General features: G+C 70.8%; 16 protein-coding genes. 10 read left to right on the top strand and 6 right to left on the bottom strand.

Annotation, left to right across the window (positions count from 1 at the left end; translation table 11 throughout):
• The first annotated feature begins 46 nt into the window (after positions 1-46).
• The 6 genes from VGH85_04895 to thpR all read left to right on the top strand — a co-directional run bounded on the left by VGH85_04895 (position 47) and on the right by thpR (position 5,248).
• Entirely contained in the window at positions 47-598 is a 552-nt protein-coding gene (locus VGH85_04895) for an SRPBCC family protein (protein ID HEY2173131.1), read from the top strand.
• A gap of 165 nt (positions 599-763) precedes the next feature.
• Entirely contained in the window at positions 764-2,236 is a 1,473-nt protein-coding gene (locus tag VGH85_04900; protein HEY2173132.1) for an NCS2 family permease, read from the top strand.
• Between the two features lie 192 nt (positions 2,237-2,428).
• Entirely contained in the window at positions 2,429-2,866 is a 438-nt protein-coding gene (locus tag VGH85_04905; GenBank protein HEY2173133.1) for a MarR family transcriptional regulator, read from the top strand.
• Between the two features lie 44 nt (positions 2,867-2,910).
• Positions 2,911-4,191, top strand: a complete 1,281-nt coding sequence (locus VGH85_04910) for an MFS transporter (protein ID HEY2173134.1) — start codon at positions 2,911-2,913, stop codon at positions 4,189-4,191.
• A 50-nt stretch (positions 4,192-4,241) separates the two neighbouring features.
• Positions 4,242-4,670 carry a hypothetical protein gene (locus VGH85_04915; GenBank protein HEY2173135.1) on the top strand — a complete coding sequence of 143 codons (429 nt, stop codon included), beginning with the start codon at positions 4,242-4,244 and terminating at the stop codon, positions 4,668-4,670.
• Positions 4,671-4,684: 14 nt separating this feature from the next.
• Positions 4,685-5,248, top strand: coding sequence for an RNA 2',3'-cyclic phosphodiesterase (thpR, locus tag VGH85_04920; GenBank protein ID HEY2173136.1), 564 nt, complete (start codon positions 4,685-4,687; stop codon positions 5,246-5,248).
• Positions 5,249-5,259: 11 nt separating this feature from the next.
• Here thpR and VGH85_04925 read toward each other — a convergent pair whose 3' ends face one another.
• Genes VGH85_04925 through VGH85_04940 form a run of 4 tightly spaced genes read right to left on the bottom strand, consistent with a single transcriptional unit; the run spans position 5,260 to position 10,357 of the window.
• Positions 5,260-6,225, bottom strand: coding sequence for an aldo/keto reductase (locus VGH85_04925; GenBank protein ID HEY2173137.1), 966 nt, complete (start codon positions 6,223-6,225; stop codon positions 5,260-5,262).
• 58 nt (positions 6,226-6,283) lie between these two features.
• Complete coding sequence (locus VGH85_04930) at positions 6,284-6,970, bottom strand: ATP-binding cassette domain-containing protein (protein HEY2173138.1); 687 nt, start codon at positions 6,968-6,970, stop codon at positions 6,284-6,286.
• Complete coding sequence (locus VGH85_04935) at positions 6,967-7,674, bottom strand: ATP-binding cassette domain-containing protein (protein ID HEY2173139.1); 708 nt, start codon at positions 7,672-7,674, stop codon at positions 6,967-6,969. The genes VGH85_04930 and VGH85_04935 overlap by 4 nt, the downstream gene beginning before the upstream one ends.
• Positions 7,664-10,357, bottom strand: a complete 2,694-nt coding sequence (locus VGH85_04940; protein ID HEY2173140.1) for an FtsX-like permease family protein — start codon at positions 10,355-10,357, stop codon at positions 7,664-7,666. Before VGH85_04940 ends, VGH85_04935 begins: the two co-directional genes overlap by 11 nt.
• Positions 10,358-10,540: 183 nt before the next feature.
• Between VGH85_04940 and VGH85_04945 the strand changes: the two genes are divergently transcribed.
• The 4 genes from VGH85_04945 (at position 10,541) to VGH85_04960 (ending at position 15,740) form a co-directional block, all read left to right on the top strand.
• The gene (locus tag VGH85_04945; GenBank protein HEY2173141.1) at positions 10,541-12,157 is read left to right on the top strand and encodes an alkaline phosphatase D family protein; all 1,617 of its coding nucleotides are present in this window, start codon (positions 10,541-10,543) and stop codon (positions 12,155-12,157) included.
• 13 nt (positions 12,158-12,170) lie between these two features.
• On the top strand, positions 12,171-13,184 hold the full coding sequence (locus tag VGH85_04950; GenBank protein HEY2173142.1) for an acyltransferase domain-containing protein: 1,014 nt from the start codon (positions 12,171-12,173) through the stop codon (positions 13,182-13,184).
• Between the two features lie 46 nt (positions 13,185-13,230).
• On the top strand, positions 13,231-14,868 hold the full coding sequence (locus VGH85_04955) for an ATP-binding cassette domain-containing protein (protein ID HEY2173143.1): 1,638 nt from the start codon (positions 13,231-13,233) through the stop codon (positions 14,866-14,868).
• A gap of 62 nt (positions 14,869-14,930) precedes the next feature.
• Entirely contained in the window at positions 14,931-15,740 is an 810-nt protein-coding gene (locus VGH85_04960) for an RNA methyltransferase (protein HEY2173144.1), read from the top strand.
• Between the two features lie 26 nt (positions 15,741-15,766).
• Here VGH85_04960 and VGH85_04965 read toward each other — a convergent pair whose 3' ends face one another.
• Together VGH85_04965 and VGH85_04970 are read right to left on the bottom strand one after the other, a co-directional pair.
• On the bottom strand, positions 15,767-17,584 hold the full coding sequence (locus VGH85_04965) for an ABC transporter ATP-binding protein (GenBank protein HEY2173145.1): 1,818 nt from the start codon (positions 17,582-17,584) through the stop codon (positions 15,767-15,769).
• Positions 17,581-19,344: an ABC transporter ATP-binding protein gene (locus tag VGH85_04970; protein ID HEY2173146.1), complete on the bottom strand. Its 1,764-nt coding sequence runs from the start codon at positions 19,342-19,344 to the stop codon at positions 17,581-17,583. Before VGH85_04970 ends, VGH85_04965 begins: the two co-directional genes overlap by 4 nt.
• Between the last annotated feature and the right edge of the window lie 66 nt (positions 19,345-19,410).

A 19,410-nucleotide genomic window follows, 5' to 3' on the forward strand; every position in this document is an offset into this window, starting at 1 on the left:
CCGTATGGTACGTGTACCAGTTGGTTCGGCCGCAGAGGAGAGCACGATGAACCCGCAGGTGATCGACGTCCGCGGCCGGTCGGCCGCCGCACCCAGCGCTGTCTACGCGCTCCTCCGGGACGGGGCGACCTGGCCGTCGTTCTCGCCGATCGACCGGTTCGAACTCGAACGGAGCGGCGACTCGGAGCGCGAAGGCCTCGGCGCGATCCGCGTCTTCAGCACCGATCACGCGGTCGGCCGCACCAGGAGCAGGGAACAGATCGTGGAATTGCGGACCGACCGCCGGTTCAGCTACGTGCTGCTGTCCGGGCTCGCGATCCGCGACTACCGGGCCGACATCGACCTCGAGCCGACCGCCGACGGTGGTACGGCGATCCGCTGGCACTCGACGTTCACCCGCAAGACGCCGGGGACCGGATGGTTCTACCGCCGGGTGCTGACCGGCTTCATCGAGAAGATGGTCGCGGGGCTAGCGGCCCACGCCGGCACGGCGCGCGGCGGCGCGTTGCTGCACCCGCGTGATGAGCAGGCCGATCAGCCCCAGCACCCAGCCCGCGAGGCAGGTCCAGAGCCAGACGCGACCCACCACGCCGGGTAGGCCCAGCAGCACGCAGAAGGCGACGAACCAGAGCACCGTGGCACCGCCGATGACGCGCACGCTGTCGACATCGAGAGGTGGGGGGGAGGGTCGCGCGGGCCTGCGCACGTAAGGCAGGCTACCTGCCGAAAGAACTACCGCAGGACCGCGCCGCCGGAGGATGCAGTGAAGACCGACACCCGCGCCCCCACCCGGACCGGCGGAGGCCGGCTCGACTCCTTCTTCTCCATCACCAACCGGGGATCGACCGTACGCCGGGAGATCCGCGGCGGTCTCGTGACCTTCTTCGCGATGGCCTACATCATCGTCCTGAACCCGTTGATCATCGGCACCGCGAAGGACGCCGGCGGTCAGGTGCTGGGGATCCCCACCGTCGCGGCGGTGACGGCTCTTGTCGCGGCGGTCATGACGATCCTGATGGGCGTCATCGGTCGCTACCCGTTCGCGATCGCCACCGGCCTGGGACTCAACGCGTTCATCGCCGCGGGCGTGGCCAGTCAGATGTCCTGGCCGGACGCCATGGGCCTGGTGGTGTGCGAGGGGATCGTCATCACCGTGCTGGTCCTGACCGGCTTCCGGACCGCCGTCCTGCGGGCGATCCCGGGGCAGCTCAAGATCGCCATCGGGGTCGGCATAGGCCTGTTCATCGCCCTGATCGGGCTGGTCGACGGGGGGATCGTCCGCCGGGTGCCCGACGCCGCGCAGACGACCGTCCCGGTACAGCTCGACGTCGGGAACGGGCTACAGGGCTGGCCGGTGCTGGTGTTCGTGATCGGCCTGCTGGTGATGGCTGCGCTGATCGCGCTACGGGTGCGCGGCGCGCTGTTGATCGGCATCGTCGTCAATACCGCGATCGCCGTGATCGTGGAGGCGGTCGCCCATATCGGACCCGCGGTCGACGCGGCCGGCAAGGTCAACCCGTCCGGCTGGCAGCTCAACGTGCCGAAGTTCTCCTCCCACGTCTTCGCGACGCCCGATCTCTCGCTGCTGGGCCACTTCTCGCTGTTCGGCGGCTTCAGCCAGATCGGGATCATCGCCGCCGGGCTCATCGTCTTCTCGATCATGCTGTCGGACTTCTTCGACACCATGGGCACCGTGGTCGGGGTGGGGGCCGAGGGCGGGTTGCTCGACGACGACGGTCATCTGCCGGGTATCGAGCGGGTGCTCTTCGTCGACTCGCTGGCCGCCGCGGCGGGCGGAGCGGCCAGCTCGTCGTCCAACACCACCTACATCGAATCGGCGGCCGGCGTCGGCGATGGAGCGCGCACCGGGCTCGCCAGCGTCATGACCGGCCTGCTCTTCGTCGCCGCCCTCTTCCTCACCCCGTTGGTCAGCGTCGTTCCGTCGGAGGCCGCGGCGCCGGCGCTCGTCGTCGTCGGCTGCCTGATGCTCGCCCAGGTTCGCAACCTCGACCTCACCGACTTCTCGCTCGCCTTTCCCGCCTTCCTGACCATCGTGCTCATGCCGTTCACCTACTCGATCACCAACGGTGTCGGCGCCGGCTTCGTCAGTTACGTCGTGCTCCAGTCGGTGAAGGGGAAGGCGCGCGACATCCATCCGCTGCTGTGGATCGTCGCGGTGCTCTTCGTCATCTACTTCGCGATCGGTCCGATCAAGCAGCTGCTCGGCATCTCCTGATCCCGCCCGGCCCTCGGGACAACCTCCCCACCGGATTGCTGTGCCCTTGCTCCGCTCAGCGAAGCAAGGGCACAGCTGACGGGGGGCCCAACTGGCGGGGGAGCGGGGGCGCGGGGGAGCGGAGCAAGGCACCGCGTTGGGGTAGCGCCGGGCGGGTGTGCAGGCGACAAGATCGTGAGGTAGGCTAACGATATGCCGAAGACGGCAGCACCGCCCACCAGCGCGCTCGCGAGCGCGTTGCGGTTGTCGGTGGTGCGGCTCAATCGGCGTCTGCGGTTCCAGCGCGCGGACACCTCGGTGACCTTGACCCATCTCGCGGCGCTTTCCACGCTGAAGCGGCACGGAGCCATGACTCCGGGAGAGCTCGCCGCGCACGAGAAGGTCCAGCCGCCGTCGATGACCCGCGTGCTGGTGGCACTGCAGGAGCGCGGGCTCGTCGTCCGCGTGCCCCATCCGACCGACGGACGTCAGGTCATCGTGGCCCTGACCGATGCCGGTACCCAGCTCGTCGCCGAGGAGGTGCGGGCCCGCGAGGCCTGGTTGTGTCAACGGATCAAGGAGCTACCGCGAGAGGATCGAGAGGCTCTGCAGGACGCCGTGGGGGTGATCAACCGGATTCTGGAGACCTGAGCGACCCCGCAGCGACCGAAGCACGACCGGCGCCACGAGGCGGAATGTTCCGCTCGCTGCGGGTGCGCAACTACCGCCTATTCGCAGGCGGCCAGGTGGTCTCCAACACCGGGACCTGGATGCAGCGGGTGGCCCAGGACTGGCTGGTGCTCACCCTGAGCCACAACAGCGGTACGGCGCTCGGCATCGTGACCGCTCTGCAGTTCGTTCCCACGCTCTTCTTCGGCCTGTGGGGCGGCGTGATCGCCGACCGCTACGACAAGCGGCGGCTGTTGCTCGTGACCCAGACCGTCATGGCGTTGATCGCCGGCACCCTCGGCAGCCTCGAACTCGCGGGTGTCGTGCGGGTGTGGCAGGTCGACGTCCTCGCCCTGCTGCTGGGTCTCGCGACCGTCGTCGACAACCCGACGAGGCAGTCCTTCGTCATCGAGATGGTCGGCCCGGACGACGTCGCCAATGCGATCAGCCTGAACTCCGCCACCTTCAACAGCGCCCGGATCATCGGGCCGGCGGTGGCCGGTGTGTTGATCAGCCTGGTCGGGACCGGCTTCGTCTTCGTGATCAACGCCGGCTCCTACCTCGGGCCGATCCTCTGCCTGCTGATGATGCGGGTCGTCGAGCTGCATCGGGCGAAACCGCTGGTGCGCGCGAAGGGCCAGGTGATCGAGGGTCTGCGCTACGTGCGCTCCCGGGCAGATCTGATGTTGCCGATGCTGCTCGTCTTCGTGGTGGCCACGCTGGGGCTGAACTTCCAGGTCACCATCGCGCTGATGGCCAAGGGCGTCTTCCACACCGGCGCGGAGTCCTACGGGCTGCTGTCGACGATGATCGCGATCGGCTCACTCATCGGCGCGTTGTTGTCCACCCGACGCCAGGGCCGGCCGCGGCTGCGACTGCTGCTCGGGTCGGCGTTCGCCTTCGGTGCCTGCGAACTGACCGCCTCGTTGATGCCGACGTACGTCGCCTTCGCGGTGCTGCTCGTGCCCACCGGTCTCGCCGCGATCACCTTCACGACCGCGGCCAACGCGAGCGTCCAGATGGGCACCAGCTCGTCGATGCGCGGCCGGGTCATGTCGGTGTATCTGCTGGTGTTCATGGGCGGCGCGCCGTTCGGCTCGCTGTTCATCGGCTGGCTCGCGCAGGTGCTGAGCCCGCGGGTGAGCATCGGGATGGGTGGGATCGCCTCGGTGGCGGCAGCCGCCGTCCTCGGCCTGAGCCTCGCCCGCAAGGTGGGCCTCCGGGTCGAGCCGCGCCCGGTGCCGGTGCCGCATCTGCACGTATTGATGCCCGAACGGGTGGTGTCGGCGCAGCGGCCGTCCTCCTAGCGACGCCCACGAACCTTGTCGCCCGGCGGTCCACCGCCTACCGTCGGGAGATGGGCTCGCCCGCCCTCAACGTCGGCGCCTACGTCGCCGTCTGCGTGGGCCTCTCCGCGATCCCCGCGGTTGCGATGGCGGCATGGCGGCGGCGGGTGCGCCTCATGGCGCGGCTACGCCGCTTCTTCGGCCGGCCCGAGCGGGCACCGGAGCCGCTGCCCGCGGGGCCCTCGCTGGAGCAGATCGCGCACGACCTGCACCGCATCGCCGCCTATGCCGGCTCGATGCCGGCCAAGACGACCTGGGTGCGGCACCGGGGCGCCGAACTCGCCTACGACGACGTCCTGATCGCGGCCTGCCGGGCGTTGGACGTCAGGCACGAGTTGCGCGAGGTGCCCTCCGGCTGGGAGCACGACGTCGAGCGGCTGCGGGTCGAGGCGTGCCTGGAATGCGCGGGACTGCGGGTCCGCCGCAACGCGGCACGATGAGCTGATCAGCCGCCGTGCGCCTGTTCGTCGCGGTGGCGCTCCCTTCTGCCACCCGGGACTCGCTGGCTGCGGCCGTCGCGCCGGTCCGCGAGCGCTCCGGCAGTCCGCGGTGGATCCCCCCTGAGCGGTGGCACATCACCCTGGTCTTCCTGGGTGAGGTCGACGAGGCCGTCGCCCTTCCCCGGCTGCATCGCGCGCTGGCCGCGGCGGTGGACGACGCAGCCCCGCTGAGGTTGCAGGTCGCCGGCGCCGGCCGATTTCCCGATGGGGGAGCGCCCCGGGTGCTGTGGGCGGGGGTGACCGGAGACCTCGACGCGCTGACTGAGCTCGCCCGGGCGACCCGACGGGCCGCGCGGGCCAGCAAGATCAGCGTGGAGCGGGTGGCTTTCCGGGCGCACCTCACCCTGGGTCGATGGCGGCAGGGGGACGACGCCGACCGCGACATCGATGCGACGCTCGCCGACTACCGCGGGCCGGAATTCGAGGTCACCGAGATCGTGCTCCTGCGAAGCCACCTCGGGCCGAAGCCGAGCTACGACCAGATCGGTCGCTGGACGCTCGGCTCCGGCCCGCAGTGAGTGACTTACCTCTACCAGGCGTACTGCTCCGGCGAGGTCTTGTAGCCCGGGAAGATCTCGTCCAGCCGGTCGAGCACGTCGTCACCGAGGGTCAGCGACACCGCGCGCAGTGAGCCTTCGAGCTGCTCCATCGTGCGCGGGCCGATGATCGGGGCGGCGACCGCAGGCTGGTGCAGCAGCCACGACAGCGCGACGTTGGCCGGCTCCTCGCCGAGCTCGGCGCAAAGGTCCTCGTAGGCCTTGATCTGCTTGCGGTACTTCTTCAGCGCATCCTTCGAGCGGCCTTCGCGGCGGCGCTTGCCTTCCTTCTCCTTCGCCAGGACACCGCCGAGCAGACCACCGTGCAGCGGGCTCCACGGGATGATGCCGAGGCCGTAGTGCTCGGCGGCCGGCGCGACCTCCATCTCGACCTCGCGGGTCAGCAGGTTGTAGATCGACTGCTCGCTGACCAGCCCGAGGTATCCGCGTCGGGCCGCCGCCTCGTTCGCCTGGGCGATGTGCCAGCCGGCGAAGTTGGACGAGCCGACGTAGAGGATCTTGCCCTGCGCGGTCAGGACCTCCATCGCCTGCCAGATCTCATCCCACGGGGTGTCCCGGTCGATGTGGTGCATCTGGTAGAGGTCGATGTAGTCGGTCTGCAGCCGACGCAGGGAGGCGTCGCAGGCGCGCCGGATGTTCAGCGCCGAGAGCTTGCCGTCATTCGGCCAGTCGCTCATCGCGCCGTACAGCTTGGTGGCGAGGACCGTGCGTTCCCGGCGGCCGTCGCCCTGGGCGAACCAGTTGCCGATGATCGTCTCGGTTTCGCCGGCGTGGCTCCCGTAACGATTCGCGGTGTCGTAGAAGTTGAAGCCCAGCTCGTGCCCACGATCCATGATCTTGTGGGCGTCGTTCTCCTCGGTGTGCGGGCCGAAGTTCATCGTGCCCAGACACAGGCGGCTGACGGAGAGGCCGGTCCGGCCCAAATTCGTATAGTCCATGGCGTAACCCTGCCACTCGCCCGAGAGGGACGCTATTCGGGTCTGGGGTCGCCTGCCGTCAAGAGATCGTTTCCGGGGCACCGGCCCGGAGCTCACCGTCGCGCATGGACAGCACCCGATCGGCGTGGTGCCACGTCTCGGGGTTGTGGGTGGCGATGAGGAACGCCGATCCGGTATGTGCGAGCTCGCGCATCGCCGCGAAAATCCCCTCGCCCCAGTCGGCGTCCTGATGCGCCGTCGGCTCGTCGGCGAGGACCACGAGCGGGCGGAGCACCAGCGCCCGGGCGACGCAGCAACGTTGCTGCTCGCCCAGCGAGGTCTGACGCGGATGGCGCCGGGCCAGATGGTCGATGCCCAACCGGGACATGAGCGCGTCTGCCTCGGCGCGACCGGCCCGCGGGCCGTGGGCGAACCGGGCCGGCATGGCGACGTTCTCGGCGATGGTGAGGTCGTCGAGCAGGCCGAGCGCCTGCGGCACGAGAGCGAGTTGTGACCAAGCGAGTGCCGCCGGGTCATCCGTTGACGCGAGAGCGCCGCCGTAGCTCACCGCGCCCTCCTCGGGATGCTCCCAGCCGCAGAGCACATTGAGCAGCGTCGACTTTCCTGACCCGGACGGTCCGGCCAGAGCGACGAGTTCGCCGGGGTGCAGGGCGACCGTGACGTCGGAGAGTGCGTGCACCGCTTCGGTGCCGCGCTGGTAGGTCTTCACCAGGCCCCGGGCCGCGACAAGGGTGGGCGGGCTCACCACGACTCCACCACCTGTCCGTGCTCGAGGCGCAGCAGGTGGTCGGCCGCGGCCATCACCCGCGGGTCGTGGGAGGCCACCACGAAGGCCACGCCGTCGGCGCGCAGGTCGTGCATCGCCTCGAGCACCCGGTCCGCCGAGGCGGTGTCGAGCTCAGCGGTGGGTTCGTCGGCGACCACGACCGCCGGAGCCCCCATCACCGCGCAGGCGACGGCGACCCGCTGCTGCTCGCCGCCGGAGAGCTGGCCGGGACGATGATCGGCCCGGCTCCCGATGCGGAGCAGGTCGAGTACCCGGGTGATCTCCTCGTCGTCGACGCGCGTGCCGCGCAGCCGTGCCGCCAGTCGCAGTTGCTCCTCGACAGTGAGGTATTCGACCAGGTTGTCGATCGGGTCCTGGAAGATGTAGCCGACCGAGCGACGGCGGATCCGGCGCCGTTCGCGGGTTCCCAGCTCCGAGACGTCGGCCCCGCCGATCCGCACGAACCCCTCGGTCGGCCGGTCGACGCAGGCGAGGATCCGCAGCAATGACGACTTGCCCGACCCGGAGGGGCCGACGATCACCGTGACCCGGCCGGTCGGGAAGTCCTTGTCGATGCCGCGGAGTGCCGCGACCTCCTCGTCGACGGTCCGGTAGGTCTTCACCACCGCCGTACAGGAGGCGGCCAGCAGGTCGGGGGCGAGCCCCGCGAAGTCAGCCGTCAAGGCGCATCACCTCCGAGATGTCTGCGCGGTCGGCCGAGCGTTGCGCGGAGAAGGCGGCCAGCAGGACGACCACGGCGACTACGGCGGCCGAGGTGACGAAGACGATGACGGGGAGGGTCAGCAGCGGCGGGGGCCGGCGGGTGGGGTCGACGTCGAGGCGGGCGTAGACGAGGTAGACCGCGGCGACGGCCAGCCCGGCGCCGAGCAGCCACGCGGCGACGAGGAGCGCGCCGAGTTCGACCAGCAGCGACCGCAAATGCGCGCGGCGGGTCAGCCCCATCCGGCGGCCCATCGCGTAGGAGGCGATCCGGGATCGTTGCCGGGTGGCGAGGTAGAGCAGCAGCCCCCCGATGGCGATCAGGCCGACGAGGGCGGCGAGGGCCTGCAGGTAGCCGAAGCTCCAGGTGACGGCGAGGTAGTTGGTGGCGTCGACGACGCCGTGCGGGGTGAAGGTGACGAACGGGCGGGCGTGCTGGGCCGTCATCGCCGATTGCGCGGTGGCGGCGCTGTGGGTGCTCCACAGCTCGTCGGAGTTGACCACGAAGTGGTCGACGTGCCCGAGCAGCGCGGCGTCGACGACGACGAGGTCGGCGGAGGCGTTCTGCTGGCCGGGGAAGGCGGTCGGCCGGGCGACGACGTCGAGCCGGCGGGAGGTGCGCCCCAGCTGCAGGGCGGTGGAACGGTTGGGCTGGTAGGTGAGCACGATCGCCGGTAGCCGGCCGTCGGCGAGCCGCCTGGTGAGCGCGTGCATCAACGTCGGCAGCGGCCGGTCGGCGAACCGGTCGTCCCAGAAGGCGTAGCGGGCGAACGTGGCCGGGTCGACGGCGAGCACCTCGGCGTCGTCGGCGCCGAGGGTGACCTGGCTGTATCGGGTGACGATCGTGCCGACCTTGTCCAGCGCCGGCGTGCGGTGCAGCTTGTCCACAGTGGACACGTCGACGGTGCTGCCGGCGTAGGCGCCGGCCTTCGCGTCGACGGTGACCTGCGAGGTCCGCGTGATCGCCGCGGAGTAGACGAACACCGCGACCGGCAGACTCGCCGCGACCAGCAGGGTCACCGACACCACCACCGCGCCGGTGATCCGGCGTACGGCGAAATACGACGCCGGACCCCACGCGGTGCTCCACCGGCGCAGCCACGGCAGCGTCAACGCCAGCAGCCGCACCAGCAGCACCGCGCCGCCGAGCAGGAACAGCAGCGGGAACGCGACCAGCAGCAGGTTGACCTGGGCCACGCCCTGCTTGAGTACGACGGCCTGCTCGGAGTGCAGCCGCAGGTAGAGCACCCCGGCGACCGCGAGCACGATCAGCTCCCACGGCACGACGGCGGCCCAGCCGCGCCCGTGACCCAGTGGCCGTTCGGTGGCATCGCGGGCCCGCAGCCCTGCCACCGCCGACAGCAGCCCGACGCCGACCACCAGGGCGATCAGCGCGGTCACAGCGGCCGTCAACGGTGCGGTGGAGTCGAGGTCGGCGCTCGGGCCGATCACCCGCACCAACTGCACCGCCAGCACCCAACCCAGCACCGTCCCGAGCACCGCCGGAATCGTCAGCTCCAGCGCCGCCTTCACCGCCAACGCGCCCGGACCGACGCCGCGGGAGGACAACAGCCGAACCTCACGCTGGCGCCGGTCGGCCCAGTAGCTTCCCGCCGCACCCACCAACAGCAGCGCCAGGACGCTGCCCCCGACCGCGATCGGCACGACGGGTCCGGTCAGCCCGCGCCGGATCAACGACGTCCGGCTGGTCATGTCGGGGAGCGACTGCTGGTATGCGCCGCCCTGGGGTCCCAGAATCGCCCCCGCCCGGCTCGCGGCCGCCGCGGTGCCGCCGAGCTGCCTCATCGCTGAACGTTCGGACGCGTTGACGCGGCGGGCGGCATCGAGGGTGATGCGGTGCGTCGTGATGGGCGAGATCCAATTGGCGACCGGAAGGTCCTGGTTGCGGGCCGTGATCGACAGGAAGGTCTGCGGGTCGGTAGCCAGCACCAGGTGCGGCGGCGGCGTGTCGTTTCCGTAGCTCTGGTTGAGGAAGAGCGCGGTCTGTGAACACCAGTACGGCGCGACGGGCTGGGTGGCCAGATCGCGGTAGATCCCGGCGACCCGGACTTTCGCCGTCCCGACGGTCGCCGTCGAGCCCACGTGCAGGCCGAGCAGCCGGGCGGTCCCGTTGTGGATCCACACCCCGCGCGTGCCCGCCGACCCGGCGAGCCGGGTGACGTGGGAGAGCGCGCCACTCTCGTAGACCAGCGCCGAGGTCGCTCCGGGCCCCACGGTTCCCTGCGTGACCAGGGCGTCGCTGTTCTGCATCACGCGGTAAGGCGCGGGGAGACCGTTCGCGGTCATCGCGGCAGGGACCTGCCGGTCCAGGGTTGCAGTCAGCGCGGCGCCCGCCCGGCCGTCACGCCCCGGAAGCCTTCTGTCGGCCGGCTTGCTCTGGATCGCGGGGTAGGCCGCATCCGGACAGCGGGCGGCGATGAGCCGCTGCAGCGACGCGGACGAGGCGGAGGAGAGAAACAGTGCGGCGGAGGAACTGGCGCAGGCCAGGATCGCGGCGGCACCGATGACGGCGAGCAATACGGCGGGCTGCCGCATACCGAGCAGCGGGGCGCGGGTCCACGGCGGCAGCAGGATGGTGCCGCCACCCGAGCGACGTCGGGGCGGTGCGGCGGTCGGCCGGGTCATCTCGGCCCCACCATTTCGCGCCACGGCTGCTCCTGGATTGCCGACCGCCCCGCTCAGCACCCTAGGGCCGGCCGCCGACCCTCCGTCGGCGCGGCGATCACCCGGTGACGTAATCGTTACCGAGCGCGGTAGGAGCCGGGTCGGTGACATGGCGGTCCCCGGCATCGGGTACGAAGTCCGGCCATGGCATCTCTGCGGCTCGGTCCGGTCCTCCGCCACGTCGGCGAGACGACAGCGACGGTGTGGGTCGAAACCGACGCTCCGGCGGCCGTGACGGTCCTGGACTCCACGACCCACACCTGGCGGGTGGGTGGGCACCACTATGCGTTGGTGTTGGTCGAGGGCCTCGCCCCCGGCTCGAGCACGCCGTACGACGTCCGGCTGGACGGTGAACAGGTCTGGCCGCCGCCGTCTTCGACCCGTCCGCCGAGCCGGATCACGACCATCGATCCCGACCGACCGCTGCGGGTGATCTTCGGGTCCTGTCGCTACGCCAGCCCGCGGACCGTCCAGGGGGAGATGGCTGCCGACGCTCTCGACACCTACGCGGCCCGGATGGTGACCCGGCCGGTGCACGAGTGGCCCGACCTGCTGGCGCTGCTCGGTGACCAAGTCTACGCCGACGAGACCTCGGATCCCACCCAGGAGCGCATCCGCGCGCGCCGCGACGTGACCCGGCCGCCGTACACCGAGGTCGCGGACTTCGAGGAATACACGCTGCTCTACGACGAGTCGTGGACCGATCCCGACCTGCGGTGGCTGCTCTCGACCGTCCCCAGCACGATGATCTTCGACGACCACGACGTCAAGGACGACTGGAACACCTCGCATTCGTGGCGCGAGGACATGCAGGCCACCGACTGGTGGGAGGAGCGGATCATCGGCGGCCTGTCGTCGTACTGGGTCTACCAACACCTGGGCAACTTGTCGCCGGCGGAGCTGGCGGAGAACGAGCTCTACGCGAAGGTGCGGGCGGCCGAGGACGCCGAGCCGATCCTGCGGGAGTTCGCCCGGCACGCGGATGCCGAGGTCGACGGGGCGAAGGGCACCCGGTGGAGCTACCGGCGAGATCTCGGCCGGACCCGGCTGATCGTCATCGACTCCCGGTGCGGCCGGGTGCTCGGCGACGCCCGCCGGTCGATGGTGAGCGACGACGAGTTCGCCTGGATCGAGCGCCAGGTCGAGGACGGCGACTACGACCACCTGCTGATCGGTACGTCGCTGCCGTGGCTGCTGCCGCGGGCGCTGCACGAGATCGAGTCCTGGGACGAGGCCCTGGCCGCCGGGAGTCGCGGACCGCGACTCGTCCCGCTGGCGGAGAAGATGCGGCGCGGCGCCGACATGGAGCACTGGCCGGCGTTCCGCAAGTCCTTCGACCGGCTGGCCGCGCTGATCGCGCGGGTCGGCCGCGGCGAGCACGGTGCCCGGCCGCCGGCGACGATCTGCGTGCTCTCCGGCGACGTGCACCACGCCTACGTGACCCGGGCCCGCTATCCCGATCCGGTCGAGTCGGCCGTCTACCAGCTGGTCTGCTCCCCGGTGCATAACCACGTCCAGGCGTATATGCACCTCGGCTTCCGGATCGGCTGGAGCCGGGCCGCCGACCGGCTCACCCGGTGGATCGGGCGTTACGCCCGGGTGCCGGCCACGCCGCTGTCGTGGGAGCGCCTCGCCGGTCCCTACTTCGGCAACGAATTGGGCACCCTGCTGCTCGACGGCCGCCGCGCCGAGGTGCTCCTGGAGCGCACCGGGTCGCGGGCGAAGCCGACCCTCACCGACGTCGTCCGGTTGCCCTTGTAGCAGGATCGCACCCGTGACCGAACCGATGAGGACCACCGACCGTCAACTCGACCCCGACGCCGTACTCGAGCACCTGGGCCTCTCCGGCGGGCCGTGGTTCGACGACCTGGTGGCCACCGGGGCGCCCGAGCGTCCGGTGGTCCTGCCCGACGGTGCCGAGGCGCGCGCGTTGCTGGCCGAGCTCGCCGTGACCGACGAGGACGCCGTCGAGGCCCTCGACGCCTGCCCCGACCCGGACCGGGACCCCGAGCTGTGGTGGCTGCTCGAGCGTTGCCACCAGCGGCTCGTCTCGGACATGGGCGGGTGGAGCAGCCTGCCGTGGCCGGGCCTGCCGGACGAGCACGGCTCGCTCGGCCGGTTCTTCTATCTCTGGGTCTTCGTCTCGGCGGTTCCCGCCGTTCGCGAATACCACCGGTCGCGAGGCGTATCCGACGAGGTGTCCCGCGAGACCCTCACCGACCTCGGTGGAAAGGTCGCGGTCCACCGGCGCATCTACGGCGTCGGCGGGCTCGAGACGCAGTTCTGGTTCACCCTGCACTTCCGGGGTGTCATCTACGCTCTGGGCCGCCTGCAGTTCAACCTGCACGAGGTCACGCTCGACGACCCGGCGCTCGCCAGTGCGGTTCCCGACTTCAGTTCCGGCGACGTCGGGCTCGGCGTACACATCCCGGAGACCGGTGCGATGACGCCGGAGGCCTGCGACGCGTCGTTCGCCGCCGCGCGCGAGTTCTTCCCCCGGCACTTCCCGGAGTACGACCTGCGGGTCGCGACCTGCTCGTCCTGGTTGCTCGACGAGCAGCTCGCCGAATACCTGCCGGAAACGTCCAACATCGTCGCGTTCCAACGCCGGTTCCACCCCGTGCCCGGCGGCAGCGACGGCGACCGCGCGGTGTTCGAGTTCGTCTTCCGCCGGGTGCGGCCCTCCCTCGACGAGCTTCCGCAGCGGACCACCCTCGAACGGGCTGTCGTCACCCATCTGCGCTCCGGCCGGCACTGGCAGAGCCGCCTCGGCTGGATCGCGCTCTAGCCAAATCGGCTGGGCATCCGGGGCCCGCCGGGAGAGACTGGGCGTCGTGTCCGCATCCCTGCGAGCCCACCAGCTCACCGTCTCGCAGGGGGCGGTCGTCGTCCTCGACCGGATCGACCTCGGGGTCGCCGCCGGCGACCGGGTCGGTGTCGTGGGCCCCAACGGCGTCGGCAAGACGACGCTGTTGCGTGCGCTGTCCGGCGAGATCACCCCCGAGCACGGCCGGGTGACCCTCCACCCCACTACGGCGACGATCGTGCGGGTCCCGCAGGAGTCCGCGGCCAAGCCCGGCGAGACGCTTGCCGACTACCTCGCGCGGTGCACGGGCGTCGCCGCGGCGGACCGTCGGCTGACTGCGGCCACCGAGGCACTCGGCGCGCAGCGGCCCGGGTCGGACACCGAATACGCCGACGCGCTGGAGGCCTGGCTCGCGCTCGGCGGCGCCGACCTTCCCGAACGCGCCGCGGCGGTGTCGGAACAGCTCGGGTTGGCGGCCGGCCTGGTCGACCGCGGGGCTGGGCAGCTCTCCGGCGGCCAGTCCGCCCGGCTGCGATTGGCGACCGCGCTGCTGGTGCGGGCCGACGTACTCCTCCTCGACGAGCCGACCAACGATCTCGACGACTCGGGCCTGCAGGCATTGGAGTCGATGGTCGCCGGCTTCGGCGGCGGCATCGTGCTCGTGTCCCACGACCGCGAGTTCTGTGCCCGCACCGTCGAACGGGTGCTGGAGATCGACGAGTTCACCCACCAGGCCCGCGAGTACGCCGGTGGCTGGCAGGCCTACCTCGACGAACGCGCCGCCGCCCGGGCCCGCGCGGAGGAGGAGTACGAGACCTACGCCTCGACCCGCGACGACCTCGTCGCCCGGGCCCGGCGGCAGCGGGAGTGGGCCCGCACCGGCGCCAAGACGGCGGCCAACCCGCGCCGCGAGCCGGACAAGCACATCCGCTTCCGCGAGGTGCAGCGTGCGCAGCGCACCGGCGCGAAGGCCGCCATGAGCGAACGGGCCCTCGACCGCCTCGAGGTCGTGGAGGAGCCGCGCGATCCGTGGGAGCTGCGCCTGACGATCACGTCGGCCGGCCGGGGCAGCGAGGTCGCGTTCGCGCTGCGGGAGGCCGTCATCGAACGGGGCGACGTGCGGCTCGGGCCGGTCGACCTGGTCATCGGCGCGGGGGAGCGGCTGCGGATCACCGGGCCCAACGGCAGCGGCAAATCCACGCTGGTCGAGGCACTGCTCGGCCGGCTTCCGCTGGTGTCCGGCACGTCGTACGTCGGTCCGGGGGTCGTCATCGGCGAGATGGATCAGACCCGCCTCTCGTTGCGCGGGCCCGATCCGCTGCTCGACGTGTTCCGCGGCCTCACCGCCCTGTCGCCGGTCGACGCGCGAACGCTGCTCGCGAAGTTCCGGCTCGGCGCCGAAGCCGTGCTGCGCCCGGTCGATTCCCTGTCGCCGGGGGAGCGGACCCGGGCCGGGCTCGCCGTCTTTCAGGCCCGCGGTTCGACCTGCGTGGTCCTCGACGAGCCGACCAATCACCTTGACCTACCGGCGATCGAACAGCTGGAGAGCGCCCTCGAACCGTACGACGGCACCGTGCTGCTGATCACCCACGACCGCCAGCTCGCCGAGCACGTACCGGTCGACCGCGAGCTCGACGTGCGTACGCTGTCGCCCCATTCCGCTTGAACGTCACGTTCAAGCGCTCTAGCCGCATGAACGTCACGTTGACGCGGAAACGGGGGGCGTGAGTGGCCACCGTCTGGACCGTCGACGATCCTGCCGACCCGCGACTCGACGACTTCCGGGACCTGACCCACGCCGACCGGCGCCCGGATCGGCCCGGTGGTCGGGGTCTCGTCGTCGCCGAGGGTCTGCCCGTCGTCGAACGCCTGCTGGCGTCGCCGTACCCGGTGCGCGCGGTGATGGGGGTGCCCGCCCGCTGCGCCGCGCTCGGCGCCGAGATGTCCACAGTGGACACTCCGATCTACCAGGTGACCGCCGCGACCATGGACGCCGTCGTCGGGTTCCACCTCAACCGCGGCGTGCTCGCCACCGCCGACCGCGCGGCACCGCCCGACCTCGACCGCGTTTTGCGGGAGAGCCGACGGATCGCCGTACTCGAGGGCGTGAACGACAACGAGAACCTCGGCGCGCTCTTCCGCAACGCCGCCGCGCTCGGCGTCGACGCCGTGCTGCTCGGCCCGCGCTGCGCCGATCCGCTCTACCGCCGCAGCGTGCGGGTGTCGATGGGACACGTGCTCCGGGTGCCGTTCACCGCGCTCCCGCACTGGCCGGACGGCCTGCGGGCGGTGCACGACGCGGGGTTCACCGTCGCCGCCCTCACACCGCGGCCGACCGCGGTGCCGCTCGCCCGCCTCGATCCGGCCGGCCGGATCGCGCTGCTCCTCGGCGCCGAAGGACCCGGGCTGTCCGAGTCCGCGCTGGCCGCGGCCGACGTGTGGGCGCGGATCCCGATGCCGGGCGGCGTCGACTCGCTCAACGTCGCGACCGCAGCCGCCGTCGCCTTCCACGCACTGCGCACCGGCGCCACCGGCTGACCACACCGGCCGACCGGCCGAGGCGCTCAGACCAGGCTGTCGGCCCAGGCCTGGTGCAGCCCGGCGAACTGTCCCTCGCCGCCGACCAGCGCCTCGGGGCTGCCGTCCTCGACGATGTTGCCGGCGTCCATCACCAGCACCCGGTCGGCGATCTCCACCGTGGAGAGCCGGTGGGCGATGATCAGCGCCGTACGGTCGGCGAGGATCGTGCGCAGCGCCCGCTGCACCAGCCGCTCGCTCGGGACGTCGAGCGACGACGTTGCCTCGTCGAGGATCAGTACGGCGGGGTCGGCGAGGAACGCCCGGGCGAAGGACACCAACTGCCGCTGACCGGCTGACAGCCGGCCGCCGCGCTTGCGTACGTCGGTGTCGTAGCCGTCCGGCAGCTTGGTGATGAAGTCGTGCGCGCCGATCTCCTTGGCGGCGCGCTCGATCTCCGTCCGCGAGGCGTCCGGCTTGCCGAAGGCGATGTTGTCGGCCACCGAGCCGGAGAAGAGGAAGCTCTCCTGCGTCACCATCACCACCGCGCGGCGCAGGTCGTCGTCGGCGATGTGCGTCAGCCGGACGTCGTCGAGGGTGAGGTATCCCTCCGTCGGCTCGTAGAAGCGGGCCAGCAGCCGGGCGAGAGTCGTCTTGCCCGCGCCGGTGGCCCCGACCAGCGCTACCGTCTGACCGGCCGGCACCTGAAGGTTCATGTCCGGCAGCACGACGTCGTCGCCGTAACCGAACCGCACGTCGTGCAGACCGATCTCACCGCGCGCCTCCGGCAGCGGCGTCGGGTCGGCCGGCTCCGGGACGTCGGACTCCTCCTCGAGGACACCGGAGAGCTTTTCGAGCGCCGCGGTGGCCGACTGGAACGACGTGTAGAACATCGCAAGGTCCTGCATCGGGTCGAAGAACCGGCGCAGGTAAAGGAGAAACGCGGTGAGAACGCCGATCTCGATGTGTCCGTCGAGCACCCGGTAGCTGCCGTAGACCAGCACCGCGGCGACTGTGGCGTTGCCCAGCATCGTCACCCCAGGCACGAAGACGGCGATCAGCTTCATCGCCTTGGCGTTGGTCTCTCGGTAGCCGGTGTTGAGTTCCTCGAAGATGTCCTCGTTACGCTTCTCCCGCCGGAACGCCTGCACCGCGCGGATCCCGCCGAGCGACTCGACGAACTGCACGATCACCAGCGCGACCGCCTCCCGGGTGGCCCGGTAGGCGACGGTGGAGTGCTTCTGGAACCAGCGCGACAGCCACAGCAGCAGCGGGAACGACGCCATCGTCACCAGCGCCAACGGCACGTCGAGCACCAGCAGGATGATGCCGATGGTGACGACCGACAGCAGCGCGGTGATCAGCCCGTCGAGACCCGCATCGAGCAGTTCCTGCAGCGCGTCGAGGTCCGAGGTCAGCCGGGAGATGACCCGGCCCGACGTGTACTTGCCGTGGAACTTCATCGACAGGCCCTGAAAGTGCATGAACACCCGGCGGCGCAGGTCGAGCAGCGCAGCCTGACCGACCCGGCCCGCCCGCATCAGGAACTGGTAGCGCAACACCGAGTCGACGAGTGCGCACACCACCATGGCGACCACGACCGAGATCAGCGGCACCAGGTTGCCGTCCTTGGCGGCCGGGATGCCCTTGTCGATGCCGACCGACACCAGCGCCGGACCGGCCATCGACGCGGCGTTGTCGATCAGCACGATGACGATGATCAGCCAGACGGCCTTCTTGTGCGGCCGGAGCAGCGAGCCGAGCAGCCGCCGGCTGCGGTCGCGCAGCAGCACGCTGATTCCGGTGGGGACGTCGTCGCTGTGTTCGGCGGCGACGCCGCGCCAGTCCTGCACCGGCACGGTCATGTCGCCACCTCCAAATCCGAGTCCTGGGAGAGGATCGCGCGGTAGGCCGGCACCCGCTGCAACAGATCGTGGTGGGTGCCGACGGCGGTGATCGTGCCGTCCTGCAGCAGGGCGACGCGGTCGGCCAGCAGCACGGTCGACGCGCGGTGCGCGACGACCAGCGCCGTGGAGTCGGAAAGCACGCGGCGCAGCGCCTCCTCGACCAGCGCCTCGGTGTGTACGTCGAGCGCGGACAGCGGGTCGTCGAGCACCAGAACGCGCGGGTGGCCGATGATCGCCCGGGCCAGCGCGAGCCGCTGCCGCTGGCCGCCGGAGAGGGTCAGGCCCTGCTCGCCGAGCCGGGTGTCCAGTCCCCACGGCAGGTCGTAGACGAACTCCGCCTGGGCGACCTCGAGCGCCTCGCGCACCTGCTCCTCGGTGGCGTCGGGGTAGCCCAGGGTGAGGTTTTCCCGGGCGCTGGCCGAGAACAGCGTCGGGTCCTCGAACGCCGTCGCGACGATCTGGCGCAGGTTGGGAACCGGCAGGTCGCGGATGTCGCGTCCGTCGATGGTGATGGCGCCGGCGGTCACGTCGTAGAGCCTCGGGACGAGTGCGGTCAGCGAGGTCTTTCCGGTGCCGGTCGCACCGACCAGCGCCACCGTCTCCCCGGGCTCGATCGTGAGGTCGATGTCGTGCAGCACCGGCGTAGCGCTGTCCGGGTAGGTGAAGCCGACACCGTCGAACCGCACCCGGCCCTCGGCGTTGGTCAGCGCCGTCGCGCCCGGCCGGTCGAGGATCGTCGGCGGGGTGTCGAAGACCTCGAAGATCCGGTCGGTGGCGCTGACCGTCTCCTGCGCGGTCGCCAGCAGATAGCCCATCGACTCGATCGGCCACAGCAGCAGCAGGAACAGCGCGACGAAGGCGATCAGGGTGCCCAGCGTCAGCGCGCCGTGGGCGACCGCGAGCGCGCCGACCAGCACGACCAGGGTGAGGACCAACTGCGGGTGCGCCTCGATGACCGCCCAGATGACGGCGAGCGTGTGCACCTTGTCCATCGAGAAGTCGCGCATGTCGCGGGCCTGGTCGTCGTACTTGCCGAACACCAGTCGGCGCCGACCGAAGGACTTGATGACCCGGATCCCGAGCGCGGACTCCTCGACCGACGTGGCCATCTCGCCCTGCTGGTCCTGGACCCGCCGTGCCTGCTTCTTGTAGCGCCGCTCGAACCGGAGCGACACCCAGGCCAGGGGCAGCGCGCACAGCGTCACCAGGATGCCCAGCGGCGCGTAAACGACGATGAGCATCACGGACACGACGATGAACGTCGCGAAGTTGACGACCAGGAAGACCAGCCCGAAGCCGATGAAGCGCCGGACGGTGGACAGGTCGGTCGTGGCGCGGGAGAGCAGCTGCCCGGACTGCCAGCGGTCGTGGAAGGAGACCGGCAGCCGCTGCAGATGGCGGTAAAGATCGCGCCGTACGTCGGTCTCCAGGCCGAGCGACGACCCCTGGGTGGTCCAGCGCCGGATGAAGACGAGAGCGGCCTCGGCGACGCCGAAGAGCAGGGCCAATAGGCCTAGCGGGATGATGGCGCTGCGGTTGCCGTCGTGGATCGGGCCGTCGATCACCCGTCGGACGAGCAACGGCACCGCGATCTGGGTACCTGTGGCCAGCATCGCGGCAGCTGTCATCAGCAGCAGATGTCCGAGATAGGGCCGAACGTAGGTACGCAGACGCCAGAGTGAGGAAATTTTCGACCGGCGGCCGATAGGGGAGCTCATCGCATGAAGCAGGCTACCTCCGCTGCCCCATTGAGCCCACCGGGTTAAAGGCCGGTCAGCCCCGCC

Source organism: Mycobacteriales bacterium (genome assembly GCA_036497565.1).
GTDB lineage: Bacteria > Actinomycetota > Actinomycetes > Mycobacteriales > QHCD01 > DASXJE01.